Origin of the sequence: Prolixibacter sp. NT017 (assembly GCF_009617875.1) — a bacterium.
Classification (GTDB): domain Bacteria; phylum Bacteroidota; class Bacteroidia; order Bacteroidales; family Prolixibacteraceae; genus Prolixibacter.
This window is the reverse complement of the sequence record NZ_BLAV01000001.1, coordinates 1,931,864-1,952,457: the sequence shown is the minus strand read 5'-3', so window position 1 is coordinate 1,952,457 and position 20,594 is coordinate 1,931,864. Positions and strand designations below refer to the sequence as shown.

Sequence of the window (20,594 nt, the reverse complement as noted above, 5' to 3'; positions counted from 1 at the left end):
AAGAAGCAGACCTTTTTTTTTGCTGTCAGACATGTAGTTGCTTTGTCTTATCAGCCTTTTCAGGATTGATGACGCGGGTATTGCCGCCTTTGTCAAGAGACAAATCAACCGGATCATTGCTTTCCCAGGAACCGCAGGTAAAATCAGGAACTTCGATGGAGTTGGACTGATTGGCAACCGACCATTCGCTCAATGGAGCGATAACACTCCACAATGCTGCATCATATACATCCTGATCAAGCGGCAGTCCATTGCGCAGACAGTCAATCAGGCGCCAGTCCATGATGAAATCCATGCCGCCATGTCCGCCAACTTCTTTGGCCATTTCACCAACCCTTTTTACAATTTCCGGAGTATATTGATCTTCAAACTTTTTTAACTCCTCCGGTGAAGCCCAGCGATGTTCAACAGAGATTCGCTGGGGATTCGGCCATTTCTGAGCGGTTGCCTTGGTTCCGGTAATTTGATGAATACGGGAGTAAGGACGGGTAGAGGTTACATCGTGTTTTACGGTTATGGTTCTTCCTTTAGCCGTTCGTATCGATGTGATATTGTGGTTTCCCCGGTATTCTTTGCCTGCAAATTTCTGGTAAAATGAATCTTCTTCGGCCAGTTCATTAGCCAATTTTGCCATCTGAAAATCGTTGGTTTGCATGGCTGTGAGGTATTCCATCTTATCACCACGATTAACATTCATTACCTGACAAACAGGTCCCAGGCCATGCGTAGGGTACAGATTCCCGTTACGGAAGTTTTCCTTTAACCGCCACATATCCGTGTACGCGCCGTCTGATTGCTTATTGTCCTGTGGCTTGGCAAAATTCATCCCAAGCAAAGTATGCAAATAGGCTCCTTCCGCATGAACAATGTCACCGAAATAACCTTGCCGGGCCATATTCAGCGTAAGCAACTCGAAAAAGTCATAACAGCAATTTTCCAGCATCATGCAATGCTTTTTCGTCCGCTCCGAAGTTTCGACCAACTGCCAGGCTTCATCTACAGTCGTCGCAGCAGGAACCTCCGTGGCTGCATGTTTCCCGTTTTCCATGGCATAGACCGCCATCGGCGTATGCCAACTCCACGGCGTGCAGATGTATACCAAGTCTAAATCACCTCGCTCACATAATTTCTTCCAAGCGGATTCATCGCCGGTGTATGTCGCTGCTTCCGGAAGTCCCATCTCATCCAGTGTCTTTTGGGAAGCTTCAACTGCTGCAGGTCGTTTGTCACACAGCGCTTTGATTTCAACCCCATCAATGTGGGCCATTCTGACAACAGCGCCGGAACCGCGATCGCCAAGACCGATAAATCCGACGCGCACCTTCTCCACCTTCGGAGCGGCATACCCCGACATATTAAATCGCTGTGTATGTTTCTTGTTGACAGCCTCTTCAATTTCGGGAAGAGAACTTATTGGAGTTGTGTTTTGGGTTTCTTGTTGGCAGGAAGCCATTCCGCCGGAAAGGATGCCGGCACTGGTTATTCCCGCAAGGCGGAAAAAATTTCTTCGGTTAGTTTTCATTACCTAGTCGTATCAGTTTGTGTTAGTTTCAGTCAGTAACAGGTACTAAGATCCAAAAATGAAAGTAATAAAAGAAATGATTGCCTAACTTTGCGCCGTTTCATTTTAACTTAAATAATCATTTTATGAACAAAACAACTGGCAAGCGCCAGGCATCCGAAGTGGTGACGTTCAAAAAGTGGGGTCGGAAAGGGTACTCCGCCTTCAGCAGCCTGCACAAAGTAGTGCGCATTGGTTCGCTGGGAGTGATGTATCTCCTGCACGCCTTACCCTCGAACGCAGCAACCACTTTTATGGATGCCCGCCGCGACACCCTTGACCTGACAAAGGATACCCATCCGGTCGGCGAGGTTGTGGTGAGTGCGCAGCGTGCCCCTGTAACCTTCTCGCAGGTGGCTCGTGTCGTTACCGTTATCGGGAAGGACGAGATTGAGGCTGCTCCGGTTCAGAGCATTCAGGACCTTTTAGAGTATGCCTTAAATGTTGATGTACGACAACGCGGAAATTTCGGCGTCCAGGCTGATGTCAGTATCCGCGGTGGTTCTTTCGACCAGGTTTTAATTCTTCTCAACGGCATCAACATCACCGACCCACAAACGGGTCACCACAATTTAAATCTCCCCATCAGTCTCGATGCAGTAGAGCGCATCGAAATCCTCGAAGGGCCCGCATCCAGGGTTTACGGACCCAACGCCTTCAGCGGAGCCATCAACATCATCACCGGAACCAGTGACCATTCGAACGTGAAAGTGCGCGCAGCAGGCGGACAGCATGGCTATTACAATGCCGGTTTGTCGGGTACGTGGGTCTCGAAGCACATGAAAAACTTCGTGGCAGCTGATTACCGGAAATCCGATGGCTACATCAACAACACGGATTTCAACATCGGTGAAGGATTCTACCAGGGGAAAATCATGACCAATGCAGGTAACCTGGAAATCCAGACTGGTTACACCAACCGGGGATTTGGAGCCAACAGTTTCTACACACCTGCTTATCCCAATCAGTACGAGCGCGTCAAAACCACTTTCGCGTCAGCTAAAATGGAGACCGGAAAGGTTGTGCATTTTACGCCTTCGGTGTACTGGCGACGGAACCAGGACAAGTTTGAGCTTTTCCGTGGGATGGTTGATGCGCCTTCGTGGTACACACAGCACAATTATCACCTGACCGATGTGTACGGAACCAATCTGAATGCCTGGTTTACTTCACCGTTAGGGAAAACGGCATTTGGTTCCGACTTCCGGAGTGAAAACATCTGGAGTACCGTATTGGGAAAAGATTTAGACAAACCAATTAATGTGCCGGGAGAGGATGGTATTCAGTTTACGAAATCTGATTCCCGGACCAACTTCAGTATATTCCTGGAGCATTCGGTTTACCTGAAAAGCTGGATGTTCTCGGCCGGACTGATGACTAACTGGAACTCGCAACTGGGCATGAAATGGAATTTGTATCCCGGAGCTGATGTCAGCTGGAATTTCAGCAAAATAGCCCGTTGGTATGCATCGGTGAACAAGTCACTTCGTATGCCAACCTTTACCGATTTGTATTACAGTAGTCCTACAAATGTCGGAAATCCCGATTTAAAACCGGAAGAAGCAACCACGTTGGAATCCGGAATTAAACTGGAACAGAAAGGTTTGATAGGTCATGTTTCCTGGTTTCACCGTTGGGGAAAGAACATGATCGACTGGGTCCATCAACCCAATGAAACCGTCTGGCATGCCGAGAACCTGACGAAAATAAATACCGACGGAATAGAGTTTTCAGCGCGGGTCAGTCCGGACCAGTTGCTGGGACAGAAAACATTTCTTCATTATGTGGAAGTGTCCTACGCCTGGATGAACCAGAATAAGCAGAGTGGAACTTATGCGTCGCGCTATGTGCTCGATTACATGAAGAACAAGCTCGATATTGGTATTTCGCACGCCATTTGGAACCATTTCGGCGCCAACTGGCAGTTCTCTTACCAGGACAGAAACGGTGCTTACACCCAATGGACCGGAACCGGCTACGGACAAGAAGTCGATTACAAGCCATTCTGGTTAGCTGATGCCCGTTTGTACTGGAAGAAAAAAGGAACAAATATCTACATGGGAGTCTCCAATCTGTTGGATAAAACCTATTACGATTTTGGAAATCTGGTACAGCCAGGCCGATGGATTCGCTTTGGAATTACCCAGCAAATCGATCTCTGACAAGATATAAAAGGATTCAGTCCGGGATGTTGGAAAAAATACGTTCCGGATTGAATCCACTGAACAGATATCAGCGTTTTACGCCAATTTATTTACTATATTCGTGCACCAAAAAAATAAGAAACGAAGCATATGTTAAAAGGAATTTTGGCGATTTCCGGTCAGCCCGGACTTTTTAAAGTAGTATCCGAAGGAAAGAATAACATCATCGTGGAATCGTTGCTGAACGGTAAAAAGATGCCGGCATTTGCCAGCTCTAAAATTAGCTCGCTGGAAGATATTGCCATTTATACTTCGCAGGAAGATGTTCCGTTGAAAGAGGTCTTCAAAAACATCATGGAGAAGGAAGATGGTGGAAAAGCCATTAGCCATAAGGCGTCAACCGAAGAGCTTACCAATTATTTTGCTGAAGTTTTGCCTGAGTATGATCGCGACCAGGTTTACATTTCCGATATCCGGAAAGTGATTCAGTGGTATAATCTCCTCCAGGAAAAGGAGCTGCTTAACGACGAAGACGAAGAAGAGTCAGAAGAAAGCGAAACTTCGGAAGAAGCTGATGATAGCAAAGAATAAGACTTACCTACAGATAAAAAAGAGGGCATTCAGTTTTGAGTGCCCTTTTTTATTGCAGAAATTTTTCGAGCACATGAAACAGATCCTCAAAATCGAGTGGCTTGGAAAGAAAATCATCGGCACCCACTTCGAATGCTTTCTTCCGATCCTGCTCCATGGCATTAGCCGTTTGGAAAATAATCGGAATGTCGTTCTGTTCTTTTCGCAGTTTTTTTGTCAAATCAAATCCATTGATATCGGGAAGACGAATGTCCATTAGGATAGTCGAATATTCATTGTTTATTAAATTGCTTAATCCTTCGCTTGCGTTTTGGGCAAAATCTACATGGCATCCTGTCTCTTTAAGCAGTCTTCTCAAAAGGAAAAAATTACTCCGGTCATCATCAATCAACAGAATTTTCTTGCCGGTCCAGTCGTACATTTCCGGATCAAAAGCCAGATCATCAGGCGACGTATTTTCGTGGTTGTGATCCGAACCGGAAGGGAAGGGGAGTGTTAGATAGAAAGTGGTGCCTTTACCAACTTCCGAGGTAAAATCGATAGTTCCACCGAGCAGTTCAGCAAAACCTTTCGCGATAGACAATCCCAGACCGGTACCCCCGTATTTATTCAGATGCGTGTCCTGCGCTTGTCGAAATCGTTCGAAAATAGCTTGCCGTTTGTCATCCGGGATGCCGATTCCTGAATCCTTCACAAAGAAGCGAATCTGCGAATGGTCGATAATTTCGTAACCAAATTCAATATCACCTTCTTCAGTAAACTTAAGCGCATTGTCAACCAGGTTGATAATGATTTGTCGTAACCGACCTTCGTCACTGTAAATAAAGCTCTCGTGGCCTTCTAATGCCGTAGTAACTGACATACTAACTTTCGAATTCGAAAGACTGAGCTTCGGCTGGAAAAGTTTGTACAGATCATTCAGCATCCGGTTAACCGAAAAACGATTGCGAACAATGTTAATCTGGCCGGCTTCAATCTTCGAAAGATCGAGGATGTCGTTAATAATCGTGAGCAGCTTATATCCGCTTTGCGTGATGTTTTCCAGGAAGTCCTGCTTTTCATCCTCACCAATATTCGACAGTTTCAGCAGTTCGGCAAAGCCCATAATTCCGTTTAGCGGCGTCCTGATTTCGTGGGACATGTTAGCCAGGAATGCCGATTTCAATTTGTCGCTCTCTTCCGCTTTTTCCTTGGCCACCAACAGTTGCTGTTGCGCCTCTTTCATGAGCGTAACGTCACGCGATACGGCCAAAACGGAAATAATCTTGTTGTTGGTCGAAAACTCGGGCGTCAGGCGCCACAGCATAATGACCCTTTTCCCTTTTCTTTTATGATGCGTCTCGATGTGTTTCGATTCGCCGGATTTCAAAACATAATCCAGCGTTTCCTTCCATTTCTTTCGCTGGCTTTTCTTCCATACTTTTTCAGGAAGTGGTTGGCTCATGATGTCAATGAGGCGGAGTTGGAAAAGTTCTTCTGCCTGGCGGTTTAAGTACGTTACCCACTGATGGCTATCGTAGCGAATGATGGCATCCTGATTGTTTTCGGCCAGGCTTCGGAACTTTTGCTCATTAACCATGAGCGATGTTTCTGTCATTTTTCGTTCGCTAACGTCTTCCAGAATGGCCGCGATTTGATTTCCCTGTAAAGGATAAGCTGTAATTTCCAGGTACCGCCCTGTATCTTTAATGAAGAACTCTTCCCGGATAACCGATTGGCTTTTCAGGATTTCTTCGATATAAGGGAACCAATAGCGCGACTGCCTTCCCATTAAAGTGGAAGCAAGTTTGCCGGCATACTGAGTTCGGGAAATGCCGGTTACTTCTTCAATTGCTTCATTGACTTCAGCAAACTGAAAATTTTCAATGCGGTCGTTTTTATCTTTTATTACATCAATGATCATAAAGCCGTTGCGCATGTGCGAAAATAAGGACCGGAAGCGCTGTTCGCTGGCTTTCAGCGATTCGCTGATGGAAGTCTGTGTGGTGATATCCTCAATCATACACACGATATACTGAACGTCATTGCTATCGGATTTGATGGAGGAAGCGGTCACCTTCAGCCATAATGTTTCAGATTTATCCAATCGGTAAGCTTTGGTCATCACAAGCGAATCGGTTCGGCCGACAATCAACTTTTTCAATGCCTCCCGGGCATCGTTCACGTCATCCGGGTGCATGTGCCGGGCGATGTAATTCATGTCAATTCGTTCACCGCGGGCATTCAGAATGCTGACAAACCGCTCATTCCACATGAAAAGCTTACCGTCGCCGTCGAGAATAATGATACCCAACGGAGCATTTTCAAAGATTGAAGAAAGTCGATTCTGACTTTGTTTTAAAGCGTTTTCAGCCAATTTCCTGTCGGTGATATCCAGTAGTGAAGTAAGAATGGCGTATACATGCCCGGCATCGTTCCTGAGCGGCGTTATAGCCACCAGCCCAAATAACAGATGACCATTCTTGCGCTCGAGCCTTACTTCGCGGGTGATTTCTTTTTTCTTTCCCTGAAAAATTTGTCCAACGTCGAAAAGCAGTTCGAAATGATCGTCAGGGTGAATGATTTGGTTCCAGTTCATTACTTTGAATTCCGCCTGAGAATATCCCAGAATGGAACAAGCCTTATCATTTACTTCGGCAAAAGAATGATCCGCTAAAGCAATAATATTTCCAAGAAGACTGGTGTCGAAGAATTTACGGAACTTTTGCTCTGATTCGAGCAGTGCGCTTTCGGCCAGGTTTTGTTTGGTAATATCCCGCAGGTTGATTAGCAGGAGGCGCTGATTATTGACTTGCACCAATGTGAGCTGAATTTCAGCATCAAACAAATACCCTTTATGACTTAGATGTTCCCATCTGAATACCAGTTTCTTTCCGGACAAAGCGTCTTGAAAAATGGTCAGTGCCTTTTCCCTGGAAAGTGCGCCATCCGGTTGCATTTCAGGTGATAATTCCCAGGGGAAACGCCCGATTAACGCCTCACGTTCCATCTCAAACAGCTCGGTAGTTTTGCGATTACAGTCCATTATTTCACCCGATTCCTTCAAAAGAAGAATGGCATCGTTGGACATTTCGAATAACCGACGGAACTTTTTTTCGCTTTCCGATTGCTTTTCTTCAGCTTTTTTCAATGAGCTGACGTCGCGTGAAATCTGGAGAATATAAGGCGTTGTCCCGTTGTCGGACCAAATTCGTGTAAAGCGGGTATCCATGTGGTGAACCGAGCCATGACGATCGAATACACGGTATTCGGCAACCGAACTACCTGACGATAACGCCTGACTGATCGCATCATCATATGCAGCTTTGTCCTCAATGAAAACAAGCTTGCGTTCCAGCAACTCCTGTTGCTCTGATTCATCAAAGCCCAGCGATTGGTAGTAAGCCGTATTCACCAATACTTTCGTTTGGTCTTCTTTCAATAGAGCAATCCGGTCGTTTGCGCTATTAATCAATGCACGATAGGAGGTTCGGTCTTCTTTCTGCGTCGCGTCAACGGTAAAAATGTCGGAGATGTCCCTGATGGCGCCGGTTATCACTCTTTTCTTATCAGGAGCCAAATCCAGCCGGACATTTTCCTGTACCAGCAGAATACTTCTGTCTTTTCTGACAATACGGTAGTTGAGAATCCGGTCCATCCCGGGTTTTAGCAGAGTGTGCTGGCGGTCTATGTATTCCAAATCTTCCGGGTGTACAACGGTGTCCAGGAAAGAGTAGAACCGTTCGTCGGTTTCTCCACGCCGGTATCCGGTGATTCTCAGCAATTCATCCGACCAATATCCTTTGGAACCGTCATCTTTGAAATACCCTGTTCCGGTTAGGTCGTGAATCTTCTCCAGTTCTTCAATCTTATTTTCCAATTCGGCTAACCGGGCCCGAAGTTGAAGGATATCACTGCTTTCCGCCATCTGTTCGTTTTTATGGTAATTAAAAGTAGCCAAAAGGGAAGTCTCAGCAAAATAACCGCGAAAAAAGAGGCGCTACATTTTAAAAAGGAAAGTGAGAGTTTTGACGACCATCAGGCATTGTCCCTTTTCCTACCGGGAAAACGAATTCGTCGGTCCGTAGTCCATTTCTTTGCCCGTCGTGTTCATTGCGCGCGGTCCGGAGTAGTTTTCTCTGCTCGCTGAGTTCATTTCTTTATCCCTGACTGACTTTGCGTCATTCCCGACTGTCATTGCGTCATCCATCGAGTTCGTTTCTTTACTCCTGACTGCCATTGCGTCGCTTCGTACTGTCACTGCGTCAGTCTCTGAGTTGTTTGCACCATACGCGATGTAGTTTTCTTTCCGTTCTGTGATGTTTTCGCTCCGTGCGAAGTAGTCTGCATGGGGAGGCAGGTAGTTTGCTTCAAAACCGGAGCCCACGTTAGTTGACGAACCGATAAAAAACGAGGCCGTCTCCTTCGAAACGGCCTCATTAATCATCAATGTGGTAGTATACGATTACTGAATGTTCTTCGCCAATACATTCAACAGTTTCTGGAAATCTTTCTGGCTATAGCCGACAGAATCGAAAATAATTTTCCCGGCCTGATCGATGACGAAGGTGCGGGGAATATACTGATCGGCAAACAAGCTAAAGATTTTCCTTTTCTCATCGGGAATGATTGGGAAAGTGTAGTGATTCTCCTTCTTAAACTTATTCAGTTCCGCCGCTTTCTGTTCACGACCGAAAACAAACAGGGCAAAATTGGGATTGTCCTTGTATTTGTCCCATATCTTTGTCTGAACTTCAGGAAGTTCTTTCCGGCAAGGAGGACACCAGGTGGCAAAAAAGTCAACCACAACGACCTTACCTTTGAAATCGGAAATAGAGACTTTTTTCCCGTTTTGATCGTGAAATTTGAATTCAGGAACCGGTTGTCCCGTTTCTACTTTTGTTCCTTTTCCATCGGCGAAAGCCAATGTGGCGAAGGCCAGAAACAGGCTGAGGAGGATGGTTTTTTTCATCTGATTTATTTTAATGAATATCCATCAACTAAATCATTAGTTAATGATGGAAATTATCAAAGATTCTGCTTAATGTAGTTCGTTACATTTTCTTCAATACGAGCTGCAACATCGCTGGCTTCAGCTTTCTGAAATTTGTCGCCGGTGATTTTTTCAAACAACTCAATGTAACGATCAGAAACCTGGTTGACAAACTCCTCATTCATTTCCGGTACTTTCTGGCCTTCCTGTCCCTGGAAGCCATTCTCGATCAGCCACTGACGCACGAATTCTTTCGAAAGCTGCTTCTGTTTTTCGCCTTTGGCCAGTCTTTCTTCATAGCCATCTGCGTAGAAATAACGTGACGAATCAGGCGTATTAATCTCGTCGATCAGGTAGATTTTTCCATTTTTCTTACCAAATTCGTATTTGGTATCCACCAAAATCAATCCTTTTTCGGCCGCCATTTCCGTTCCCCGCTGGAATAATTCACGTGTGTATTTCTCAAGCAGCACGTAGTCTTCCTCGCTTACCAGTCCCTGCGTCAAAATTTCCTCACGGGAAATATCTTCGTCATGGCCTTCGTCGGCTTTGGTGGTAGGCGTAAGGAGTGGTTGATCAAATTTCTGATTCTCTTTCATTCCTTCAGGGAGCGGAACGCCGCACAACGAGCGCTTTCCGTCGCGGTATTCGCGCCATGCGTGACCAGTCAGGTAACCACGAATTACCATCTCTACTTTGTAAGGCTCACACATATGTCCAATGGTGACCATTGGGTCAGGAGTCGCGATTTTCCAGTTCGGAACAATGTCTGAGGTTGCATCCAGAAACTTGGCTGCAATCTGATTCAAAACCTGTCCTTTGTAAGGAATGCCTTCAGGGAGCACCACATCGAAGGCAGAAATGCGATCGGATACAATCATTACGAGGTGGTCGTCGTTGATGTTGTACACATCGCGTACTTTTCCCTTGTACACGCTTTTTTGTCCTGGAAAATTGAAATCTGTCTGAATAATGGCTTTACTGCTCATGTTGATTAAATTTAACGGTTTTTATAATACTCATTTCGATTTATCGTAATGGTCGTATGCATCGACGATGTCGCGAACCAACCGGTGCCGGATAATGTCACCTTTGTCGAATTCGATGATGGAAATTCCCTCCAAATCCTTTAAAATTCTTAGTGCTGTTATCAAACCTGATGGCTGCTTTTTCGGTAAATCAATCTGTGTAATATCGCCGGTAATAACATACTTCGTATTCAGTCCCATTCGGGTCAGAAACATCTTCAACTGCGGAATGGAAGTGTTTTGCGCTTCGTCCAGAATAACATAAGCATTGCTGAGCGTACGTCCACGCATAAATGCCAGCGGTGCAATCTGTATAACCCCGTCCTTCAGAAATTCTTCCAGCTTTCGCGGAGGAATCATATCGAGCAGCGCATCATACAATGGTTGCAGGTACGGGTCGATTTTTTCCTTCAAATCTCCCGGTAGGAACCCCAGATTCTCGCCAGCTTCCACTGCCGGACGACTCAAAATAATCCGCTTGATTTCACGGTTTTTCAATGCGCGAACGGCTAAGGCAATGGCCGTGTAGGTTTTTCCGGAACCAGCCGGTCCGATGGCAAAAATCAAATCGTCGTTCTTTGCCTTTTCAACCAGCTTTCGCTGATTGGGAGTACGGGCACGGATGGGTTTTCCGGAATTTCCAAAAAGCAAAATATCTTCCTGACCGGGAAATTGTTGCTCAATTGTCTTCACAGCGTCCATCATAATCTGATGAATGCTTTCTTCTGACAAGGAATTGTAGTGGTAGTAATGGTCAAGGACCAGCTGAAATTTGGTGGTAAATTCCTCTATTTCCGCGGGGTCACCTTTTACTTTAACATTGTGCCCGCGGGCTGTGATGATGAGTTTTGGGAAGTAGGATTTTATCAGTTCTATTTTACTGTTCCTTACTCCAAAGAAAGAAGTATGTTCTACGCCTTCGAGTTCAAAAATCTTTTCGATCATAAACAGTTATTATCACCTTTCTGAGAGGCACTACAAAATAAACACTTTTTTTCGTGTTGCTGAGGTAACGGCCCGACAGATTAACCCTACACAAGAATTTGTTAACTTCGTTCGCAAATCAAAACTCGGTAAAGCCGAATTGGTTCAGAGAAAATGAATTTTATTACTAAAAAATAATCAATACATGGCGAAGAAAGAACAGCTGGAGGCCTTCGGAAAGTTGCTGGATATTATGGATGAGCTTAGGGTAAAATGTCCATGGGACCGCAAACAAACCCTTGAATCGCTTCGCAAGTTGACCATTGAAGAAACATACGAACTGGGAGATGCCATCATTGAGCGCGACATGGCGGAAATAAAAAAAGAGTTGGGCGATATTCTGTTGCACATCGTCTTTTATGCCAAAATCGGTGATGAGATGGATTCGTTTGACATCGAAGACGTGATCAATTCGCTTAACGAAAAGCTGATTTACCGTCATCCACACGTATTTGGCGATGTTTCAGTAGCAAACGCTACCGAGGTGGAAGAGAACTGGGAAGCGCTTAAACTAAAAGAGAAAGGGCGCAAGAAGAAAGTTTTGGAAGGTGTGCCGGCTTCGCTTCCGGCATTGATAAAAGCCAATCGTATTCAGGAAAAGGTGAGGGGAGTAGGCTTCGACTGGGAAGAACGCGAACAGGTTTGGGACAAGGTGAAAGAAGAGTTGTCGGAAGTTGAACACGAAATGAGAGCAAATGATCAGGCCAAACTGGAAGAGGAATTTGGTGATTTGCTTTTCTCGCTGGTCAATGCCGCCCGATTGTACGATATCGATCCGGAAACAGCGCTGGAACGGACCAACCGTAAATTCATTCGTCGTTTTAATTACCTCGAAGAAAAAACACTGGGAAACGGGCGCTCATTGCACGATATGAGCCTGGAAGAGATGGACCATTACTGGGAAGAGGCCAAAAAGCTTGATAAAAAGTAATCGTCGTAAATATTTGATCAAAAGAAAAGCGGCCCCCGAGAGGACCGCTTTTTTTAGTTGTTATTGTTATTTTCCAAAGCTTTGGGTGGTTCTGTCGGAGAAACAATTTTGACCACCATCTTATCTTCTTTGGCATTGTAATCAATCGTTATCGTCGAGCCATCTTCAATTCGGTTCTGAATAATGGCTTCGGCCATTTCATCTTCCAGGTATTTCTGAATAGCCCGTTTCAACGGACGCGCGCCAAACTGCGGGTCGAAACCTTTTCCGGCAATAAAATCTTTCGCTTTCGCTGTGATTTTAAGCTTGTAATTCAATGCTTCAACGCGTTCAAACAATCCTTTCAACTCAATGTCGATGATCTTGCTAATGTGCTCTTTCGACAAGGTGTTAAAGAGTACCACATCATCCACACGGTTCAGGAATTCCGGTGCAAACGCGCGTTTCAGCGCCTTCTGAATAATGTATTTGGCGTGCTCGTTCTCTTCTTCCGGCGATTTCCTGATATTGAATCCCAGTCCCTGACCGAAGTCTTTCAACTGACGGGTTCCGATATTCGATGTCATGATAATAATAGTATTCCGGAAATCGATTTTGCGGCCCAAACTATCGGTTAAGCGTCCTTCGTCCAGTACCTGAAGCAACAGGTTGAACACATCAGGATGCGCTTTTTCGATTTCGTCGAGCAGTACAACCGCGTAGGGTTTTCTTCTGACTTTCTCTGTCAGCTGTCCACCCTCTTCGTAACCGACATATCCGGGAGGAGCACCAACCAGACGCGAGACGGAGAATTTCTCCATGTATTCGCTCATGTCAATACGAATCAATGCTTCGGTTGTATCGAACAGGTATTCAGCCAGAACCTTTGCCAACTGGGTCTTTCCCACACCGGTCGGACCTAAGAAAATGAACGTACCAATCGGTTTATTCGGATCTTTCAGTCCGGCACGGTTACGCTGAATTGCTTTGGTAATTTTTGTCAGCGCTTCATCCTGTCCAATCACATTCGCTTTCAGGTCGGCCAGCATGTTTTTCAGCTTTTTGCCTTCTGCTTCGGCGATACGCTGTACCGGAATACCCGACATCATGGAAACCACATCGGCAACTTGTTCTTCGCCAACGGTTTCACGATGACTTTCCAGCTCTTTTTCCCAGTCTTCCTTCTCTTTGTCGAGGTTGGCCAGCAGGTTTTTCTCCTTGTCACGGAAGCTGGCAGCCAATTCAAAATTCTGGCTTTTTACTGCCTGAATTTTTTCATTCCGGGTGTCTTCAATTTCTTCTTCCAACTTCACAATCCGGTCGGGAACCGTAATGTTGGAAATATGAACGCGGGATCCCGATTCGTCCAGTGCATCAATTGCCTTATCGGGAAGATGCCGGTCGGTAATGTAACGGGTCGTCAGTTTGACGCAGGCGTCAATTGCTTCCGGGGTGTACATTACGTTGTGGTGATCCTCGTATCGTTCTTTAATATTATTAAGAATCTCGATGGTTTCTTCGATGCTGGTTGGCTCAACCATCACTTTCTGGAAACGACGTTCCAGTGCACCGTCTTTTTCGATGTGCTGACGGTATTCATCCAGTGTGGTGGCGCCAATACATTGAATATCACCACGTGCCAAGGCCGGTTTCAGCATATTGGCTGCATCCAGCGAACCGGTTGCTCCGCCGGCACCAACGATGGTGTGAATCTCATCGATGAAAAGAATCACGTTGTCCACTTTCGACAGTTCATTCAGGATTGCTTTCATGCGTTCCTCGAACTGACCGCGGTATTTGGTACCAGCTACGATTGAAGCCAAATCGAGGCTAACCACGCGCTTGTCAAACAGTACTCGTGAAACTTTCTTCTGCGCTATACGCAACGCCAAGCCTTCAACAATGGCCGACTTACCAACGCCCGGTTCACCAATCAGTACCGGGTTGTTCTTTTTACGACGACTCAGCACCTGGGCAATCCGTTCAATTTCTTTCTGGCGGCCAACTATCGGGTCGAGACTTCCTTCAACAGCAGCCTTGGTAATATCAATACCGAAATTATCGAGTACCGGTGTTTCTGTTTTGGGCGAAGAACCTTTGGCACTTCCCGAACCACCTGCACCGCTTCCGCTGCCACGACCACCATACATTTCATCCTGGTCGTCGCTGTCTTCCGGAAAATCGGATTTGTTCTCTGTCTTCGAAAGGTGCTCCAATTCCGTCTTAACGTCATCGTAACCGAGACCATAGTCGTTAAACAGTTGACTTACCAGACTATTCTGGTCTTTCAGAATAGCCAGGAGCAAATGTCCGGTACTAATAGTCTGTTCGTTGAGTGAACGCGCTTCGAGGTACACTATTTTGAGGACCTTTTCGGTGCTTTTCATCAACGGTACCGATGCGTCAGGTTCTAAAGGTTTGTCATTAATAACTGCTTTTTCCACATCCTTTTTAATGCCGGAAAAATCAATTCCCAGCTGGGTCATGATATCAATAGCTACGCCTTCACCGTCCCTGAGAATACCAAGGAAAAGGTGTTCCGTACCAATATGCTCATTCCCCAACCGGATGGCTTCTTCACGGCTGTAAGAAAGGACGTCTTTTATTCTGGGTGAAAATTTTGAATCCATACTCATCAGCTAACTGTGTTTGCAATTGCTTATCAAATACTGTTCCGGGTCATCCGAAATTACTAAAATAGCTATTATTTCAGTTTTTTCATGATGTTTTAGCCAAATTAACAACCGACCGTACATGCATGTTCAGTGGATTTGTACTGTAAACGAGAAACTTTACCTATTCATAATTTATTACCTGCCAAAATAGGTAAAGTTCCTGTCTTTTCGTCATCAATAAGCGCAAATAATATGTAAAGCAGTTACTTGGATTCGTCAGTAAATTGAAGAGCAAATAATTCACAGAGATACCTATATTTTACTATTTTTGTGTGACCTTAAAAGACACGTTAGAAATTTTTAATTTAAAATAAATGGCTGACGGAGAAAAGATAATTAAAATAAATATCGAAGAGCAGATGAAATCTGCCTACATCGACTACTCGATGTCGGTAATTGTTTCAAGAGCTCTTCCGGATGTTCGGGACGGGCTGAAGCCTGTTCACCGAAGAATCTTGTTTGGGATGGGAGAGTTGGGAATCTACTCCAACCGCTCGTATAAAAAATCAGCAAGGATTGTTGGTGAAGTGCTGGGTAAATATCACCCTCATGGTGATTCCTCGGTATATTTTGCCATGGTTCGTATGGCGCAGCAGTGGTCCATGAGATACCGGCTGGTTGACGGACAGGGAAACTTCGGTTCAGTTGACGGTGATAGCCCGGCTGCTATGCGTTATACCGAGGCCCGTCTTCAGAAACTGGCTGAAGAGGCGTTGGCTGATCTGGACAAGAATACGGTTGATTTTGCACCCAACTTCGACGAGTCGTTGAAAGAACCCACCGTTCTCCCGGCCAAATTTCCGAACCTTTTGGTTAACGGTGCATCAGGTATTGCTGTCGGGATGGCAACAAATATGCCGCCGCACAACCTGACCGACACCATTGAAGCGATCAATGCTTATATCGACAACCCGGACATCGAAATGGACGAGTTGATTGATTTGATCAAAGCACCTGATTTCCCGACAGGAGGAATCATTTATGGCTACTCTGGAGTGCGCGAAGCATACGAGACGGGTCGTGGCCGGATTGTAATGCGTGGTAAATCAGAGATCGAGGTAGCTCCGAACGGAAGAGAAAAGCTGATTATTACAGAGATTCCATACCTGGTTAACAAGGCTGAATTGATTATTAAAATCGCTGACCTGGTTAATGAAAAGAGAATTGATGGAATTGCCAATGTAAATGATGAGTCGGATCGCAAAGGAATGCGCATCGTGGTAGATATCAAACGCGATGACATGGCCAGTGTGGTGCTGAACAAGCTTTACAAATACACGCAGCTGCAGTCGACTTTCAGCGTTAATAACATTGCGCTGGTTAAAGGCCGGCCACGCATGCTGAACCTTCGAGACCTGATTCACTATTTTGTCGAGCACCGTCACGAAGTGGTTGTGCGTCGCACACAATACGAACTGGATCAGGCGGAAAAGAAAGCGCACGTTTTGCGCGGTTTGATCATCGCAATCGACAATCTGGACGCTGTCATCAGTTTGATTCGCGGTTCTAAAACACCGGAAGAAGCGAGAGAAGGTTTGATGACCAACTTCGAGTTGGACGAGATTCAGGCGCGCGCTATTCTCGATATGCGTCTTCAGAAGCTGACCGGACTTGAACGGGATAAGCTGCACGAAGAATACGATGAGCTGATGAAGCAAATCGAACATCTGAAAGATATTCTGGCCAACGAGCCACTTCGGATGCAGATTATTAAGGATGAATTGGCCGAAATCCAAAGTCGCTACGGGGATGAAAGAAAAACGGAAATCATCCATTCAGCGGAAGAATTCAACCCGGAAGATTTCTATGCCGATGATGAGATGGTAATTACCATTTCGCACATGGGATACATGAAGCGTACGCCGCTGACTGAGTTCCGCACGCAATCCCGAGGAGGCGTTGGGTCCCGCGGTTCAACAACCCGTGATGAAGACTTTCTCGAGCACATGTTCATCGCAACGATGCACAATACCATTCTTCTGTTTACCGAAAAGGGTAAATGTTTCTGGTTGAAAGTATATGAAATTCCGGAAGGAGCGAAGGCTTCCAAAGGCCGTGCTATTCAGAACCTCCTGAATATTGAACCGGATGACAATGTCAAGGCTTTCATCAATGTCAAGAATCTGAAGGACGAAGAGTATATTAATAATAACTACATCATTCTTTGTACCAAGAAGGGAGTTATCAAGAAGACTTCGCTTGAAGCATATTCCCGTCCGCGTCAAAACGGTGTAAATGCCATTACCATTCGTGAAAATGACCAGTTGCTGGAAGCACGTCTGACCAACGGTAATCACGAAATTATGATGGCGGTTCGTACCGGAAAAGCCATCCGTTTCCCCGAAGACAAGGTTCGGGCCATTGGTCGTACAGGGGCCGGAGTCCGCGGAATTACACTGGGAGGAGAGAACGACGAGCTGGTTGGTATGGTTTGTGTAGAGAATGAAAGCGAGGATATCCTTGTTGTTTCCGAAAATGGATTCGGAAAGCGTTCTAAGATTGATGACTACCGGATTACCAACCGGGGAGGTAAAGGTGTTAAAACGCTGAATGTTACCCCGAAGACCGGATCGTTGGTAGCGATTAAAAGCGCAAGCAACGATGATGACCTGATGATCATTACCCAAACAGGAGTGACCATTCGTGTTCCCGTCGAGGATATTCGGATGACAGGTCGTGCAGCTCAGGGAGTTAAACTGATCAACCTGAAAGATACCGATAAGATTGCATCCGTTGCCCGGGTGAAGGCATCCGAAACTGAAATTGAAGCTTCAGACGATGCATTAGATGCTGATAGTGAACCTGATGGTGAAGTGTCAGAATAATTGGTTGGAAAGTTTGTACTTTCTGAAAAATCAAGCAAATTTGTAATTAGCAAAATGATAATCAATTCAAACATGAAAAAAGTATTTTTTGTAGCCATTTTACTTCTTGCGGGAACTACTGTATTCGCGCAGAAAGGTAAAGTATCCAGCGCTGAAAATTACAAGGAAAGCGGAAAGCTCGACAAAGCTTTGGAGACAATTGAGTATGCGGTTAGTCCGGATAATCCAAAATCTGACAAAACACTTGATTGGCCTCGTACCTGGGAAGTTCGCGGTGAAATCTATCAGGCAATTTTCGCCTCAAAAGACGAAAATTATAAAAAGCTGAGCGACAATCCGTTGGAGGAAGCCTACAAGTCATATATGAAAGCTTTGTCATTGGATGACAAAGGCCGTTATACCAACAGTATCAAAATTAAGCTCACATTCCTGATCCAGGATTTGACAAAGGCTGCTGTGAACGCCTTCCAGGCAGAGAAATATGACGAAGCGACCAAGTACTTCGAAAACATTCTCGATGTTGAGAAAACCGATATGTTCAAAGAAGATACACCGGTTGATACAGTAATTATTTACAACACTGGTTTGGCGGCAACCAATGCCAAGCAGTACAAGAAAGCAATTGATTACTTTAAGCAGTGTATCAAGTATGACTATAACGGCGGCGCTTCTTATGGCCAGATCATCAATGCATACGAAGCAATGGGGGATACCACCGCTGCTGTTAATGCAATGAAAGAAGGTTTCGAAGCTTATCCGGAAAGTCAGAATATCCTGGTGTCTCTGATTAACTATTACATGTCGAAAAACAAATCAGAAGATGCCATCTCGTATCTTAACAAAGCAATTGAGAAAGATCCGAAAAACCCGACGTTCTATTTTGCTAAAGGAGCTGCTCTCGACAAACTTGGTCGTTCCGATGAGGCACTAAAAGCCTACCAGCAGGCAACGGAAGTAAATCCGAAATTTGCCGACGCTTATTACAACATGGGTGTGGTTTATTTCAACCGTGGTGTAAAACAGCTGGAAGTTGCTGCGAAAATTCCGCCGACAGAACAAGACAAGTACGAAGCAGAAAAAGCTAAGGCTGATGTCCAGTTCAAAAAAGCAATTCCTTATATGGAAAAAGCCAGTACGCTGAATCCGAAGGATCGCTTTATCCTGGAACACCTGAAGAATTTGTACTACCGTCTGAAAATGATGGATAAATTCAAAGAAGTGTCAGCAAAGCTCGACAGCTTGAAGTAATCTGCAAATAAAATATAAGAGCAGGGAGGCCAAATCGCTTTCCTGTTTTTTTTATTTATGTAAATAACATAATATTAATTATAAGACAAGCATATTAAAAAGTGAGTAAGGAGTGAATATTAACAGAAATAAATTCACTCAACATAACTTAGCACTAAAAAATATCGATTCAGGCGGCTTTCTTTGTGTGTCAACGTGCAGCTTTTAATAAATATGAAAATCTCATTGAGATAAAATGCCAGCGAATAAACAAAATTGTGTGGATTACGTATGTAGTAGCATGAAGCGGACTATTCTCATTATTGGCATTATTTGGTTTGGAATGTTTACATCCCAGGCACAAAGTCATAAATCGAAACAAAGCAAGCAAACTACTATGGTAAAAAAGAGTGACAAAGAATGGAAAGAATCCTTGACGCCGTTGCAATATGAAGTTACACGGAAATCAGCGACTGAAAGGCCATTTACCGGTGTTTACTACGATTTCTATCAAAAAGGTACGTATCACTGCGTTTGTTGCGGTGCTTTGCTGTTCGATTCCGATTCCAAATTCCAGTCAGGTTGTGGCTGGCCAAGCTTTAGCGATATCGCTAATAATAAAAACATCAAGGAAGTAAGAGATACCAGTCACGGTATGATTCGAACGGAAGTACGCTGTGCGCACTGTGGAGCCCATTTGGGACATGTTTTCAATGACGGCCCGCCACCAACCGGCCTGCGTTACTGCATTAATTCAGCAGCCTTAAAATTCATACCTGATACAGCGGCTGAATCCGGAAAATAAAAAACATCGTCTCAGCAATCTGTGGCGATGTTTTCAAATGGTGTTACGTAATAACATGTATTTCATCAGGATAAGTTTGTCGAATAATAATCTTCCAGGCTCAAATCAATAATCTCGTTGAGATCGGCAATGATTTTCTTTTTGGGAGTTTTACTGAACGACACGTCATTTTCCTGCTTCTCGCCAATAACTTCCTTCAGAAGATACATGGCTTTAATCATTTTTCTCAATTTCTCTCTCTTTCTTCTCATAACTCAAGGGATTAGAGGTTAACAATATAAAGTTACGGCCTTTCAGTCAGAGAGAAATGAATAAAATTGTTATGTAAAGGTTAAATAAATATCACAGAGGCTCCTACTCCATATCAATGGAACGGGTAATGTAGCCTGAATAATCCTTAATACGCGGCTTGTATTCTTTGTGAAACAGTTCCGACGAAATCAGAAAATCTGCAGTAGAACGGTTCGAAGCCGTTGGAATATTGTACAATACAGAGATACGTAACAAAGCTTTCACATCCACATCGTGCGGCTGTGGTTGCATCGGATCCCAGAAAAAGATAACCATATCGATCAAGCCTTCACAAATCATTGAACCCAGTTGCTGATCGCCACCTAATGGTCCTGACTTTAAGCGGGTTACTTCTGGTGGGACTGCATCATTTTCAATGCATTTCTGGTTGATGGTTTCCTCTACCAATCTACCCGTAGTACCGGTTCCAACCAGCGAATGCTGAGCTAGCTCTTTCCAGTTGTAGCTAACCCATTCAATCATATCTTTTTTCCGGTTGTCATGGGCAACCAGCGCAATTCTTTTCTTCTTTTTCATTATTTGTGTCATTATATCCTGATTTATTCCACACATGCGGTAAA

The 20,594-nt window shown here is 44.8% G+C and carries 15 protein-coding genes; 6 read left to right on the top strand and 9 right to left on the bottom strand.

Annotated features, from left to right (window positions below):
* Positions 1-25 precede the first annotated feature (25 nt).
* A complete protein-coding gene (locus GJU87_RS08125) occupies positions 26-1,522 on the bottom strand; it encodes a Gfo/Idh/MocA family protein (protein WP_153639065.1) in 1,497 nt (498 codons plus the stop codon).
* Positions 1,523-1,647: 125 nt separating this feature from the next.
* Between GJU87_RS08125 and GJU87_RS08120 the strand changes: the two genes are divergently transcribed.
* Together GJU87_RS08120 and GJU87_RS08115 are read left to right on the top strand one after the other, a co-directional pair.
* Positions 1,648-3,723 carry a TonB-dependent siderophore receptor gene (locus tag GJU87_RS08120; RefSeq protein ID WP_153639064.1) on the top strand — a complete coding sequence of 692 codons (2,076 nt, stop codon included), beginning with the start codon at positions 1,648-1,650 and terminating at the stop codon, positions 3,721-3,723.
* A 132-nt stretch (positions 3,724-3,855) separates the two neighbouring features.
* Positions 3,856-4,296 (top strand): DUF5606 domain-containing protein, encoded by a 441-nt coding sequence (locus GJU87_RS08115; RefSeq protein ID WP_153639063.1) that lies wholly within the window; start codon positions 3,856-3,858, stop codon positions 4,294-4,296.
* A gap of 49 nt (positions 4,297-4,345) precedes the next feature.
* Here GJU87_RS08115 and GJU87_RS08110 read toward each other — a convergent pair whose 3' ends face one another.
* The 5 genes from GJU87_RS08110 to GJU87_RS08090 form a co-directional block, all read right to left on the bottom strand.
* Positions 4,346-8,203: a PAS domain S-box protein gene (locus GJU87_RS08110; RefSeq protein WP_153639062.1), complete on the bottom strand. Its 3,858-nt coding sequence runs from the start codon at positions 8,201-8,203 to the stop codon at positions 4,346-4,348.
* 129 nt (positions 8,204-8,332) lie between these two features.
* Positions 8,333-8,722 carry a hypothetical protein gene (locus GJU87_RS08105; RefSeq protein WP_153639061.1) on the bottom strand — a complete coding sequence of 130 codons (390 nt, stop codon included), beginning with the start codon at positions 8,720-8,722 and terminating at the stop codon, positions 8,333-8,335.
* A gap of 18 nt (positions 8,723-8,740) precedes the next feature.
* Complete coding sequence (locus GJU87_RS08100) at positions 8,741-9,247, bottom strand: TlpA disulfide reductase family protein (RefSeq protein ID WP_153639060.1); 507 nt, start codon at positions 9,245-9,247, stop codon at positions 8,741-8,743.
* 56 nt (positions 9,248-9,303) lie between these two features.
* Entirely contained in the window at positions 9,304-10,257 is a 954-nt protein-coding gene (locus GJU87_RS08095) for a phosphoribosylaminoimidazolesuccinocarboxamide synthase (protein WP_153639059.1), read from the bottom strand.
* 30 nt (positions 10,258-10,287) lie between these two features.
* A complete protein-coding gene (locus GJU87_RS08090) occupies positions 10,288-11,241 on the bottom strand; it encodes a PhoH family protein (RefSeq protein ID WP_153639058.1) in 954 nt (317 codons plus the stop codon).
* A 184-nt stretch (positions 11,242-11,425) separates the two neighbouring features.
* Between GJU87_RS08090 and mazG the strand changes: the two genes are divergently transcribed.
* Positions 11,426-12,211, top strand: coding sequence for a nucleoside triphosphate pyrophosphohydrolase (gene mazG, locus GJU87_RS08085; RefSeq protein ID WP_153639057.1), 786 nt, complete (start codon positions 11,426-11,428; stop codon positions 12,209-12,211).
* A gap of 53 nt (positions 12,212-12,264) precedes the next feature.
* On the opposite strand, the gene GJU87_RS08080 is transcribed toward mazG, so the two are convergent.
* The gene (locus GJU87_RS08080) at positions 12,265-14,820 is read right to left on the bottom strand and encodes an ATP-dependent Clp protease ATP-binding subunit (protein ID WP_153641388.1); all 2,556 of its coding nucleotides are present in this window, start codon (positions 14,818-14,820) and stop codon (positions 12,265-12,267) included.
* Between the two features lie 359 nt (positions 14,821-15,179).
* Between GJU87_RS08080 and gyrA the strand changes: the two genes are divergently transcribed.
* The 3 genes from gyrA to msrB all read left to right on the top strand — a co-directional run bounded on the left by gyrA (position 15,180) and on the right by msrB (position 19,722).
* Positions 15,180-17,690 carry a DNA gyrase subunit A gene (gene gyrA, locus GJU87_RS08075; RefSeq protein ID WP_153639056.1) on the top strand — a complete coding sequence of 837 codons (2,511 nt, stop codon included), beginning with the start codon at positions 15,180-15,182 and terminating at the stop codon, positions 17,688-17,690.
* A 72-nt stretch (positions 17,691-17,762) separates the two neighbouring features.
* On the top strand, positions 17,763-18,938 hold the full coding sequence (locus GJU87_RS08070; RefSeq protein WP_194831475.1) for a lipopolysaccharide assembly protein LapB: 1,176 nt from the start codon (positions 17,763-17,765) through the stop codon (positions 18,936-18,938).
* Between the two features lie 376 nt (positions 18,939-19,314).
* Complete coding sequence (gene msrB, locus GJU87_RS08065) at positions 19,315-19,722, top strand: peptide-methionine (R)-S-oxide reductase MsrB (RefSeq protein WP_373921487.1); 408 nt, start codon at positions 19,315-19,317, stop codon at positions 19,720-19,722.
* A gap of 65 nt (positions 19,723-19,787) precedes the next feature.
* Here msrB and GJU87_RS08060 read toward each other — a convergent pair whose 3' ends face one another.
* The gene (locus tag GJU87_RS08060) at positions 19,788-19,973 is read right to left on the bottom strand and encodes a hypothetical protein (RefSeq protein WP_146142027.1); all 186 of its coding nucleotides are present in this window, start codon (positions 19,971-19,973) and stop codon (positions 19,788-19,790) included.
* 103 nt (positions 19,974-20,076) lie between these two features.
* Positions 20,077-20,562 carry a methylglyoxal synthase gene (locus tag GJU87_RS08055; RefSeq protein ID WP_228491905.1) on the bottom strand — a complete coding sequence of 162 codons (486 nt, stop codon included), beginning with the start codon at positions 20,560-20,562 and terminating at the stop codon, positions 20,077-20,079.
* Positions 20,563-20,594 lie beyond the last annotated feature (32 nt).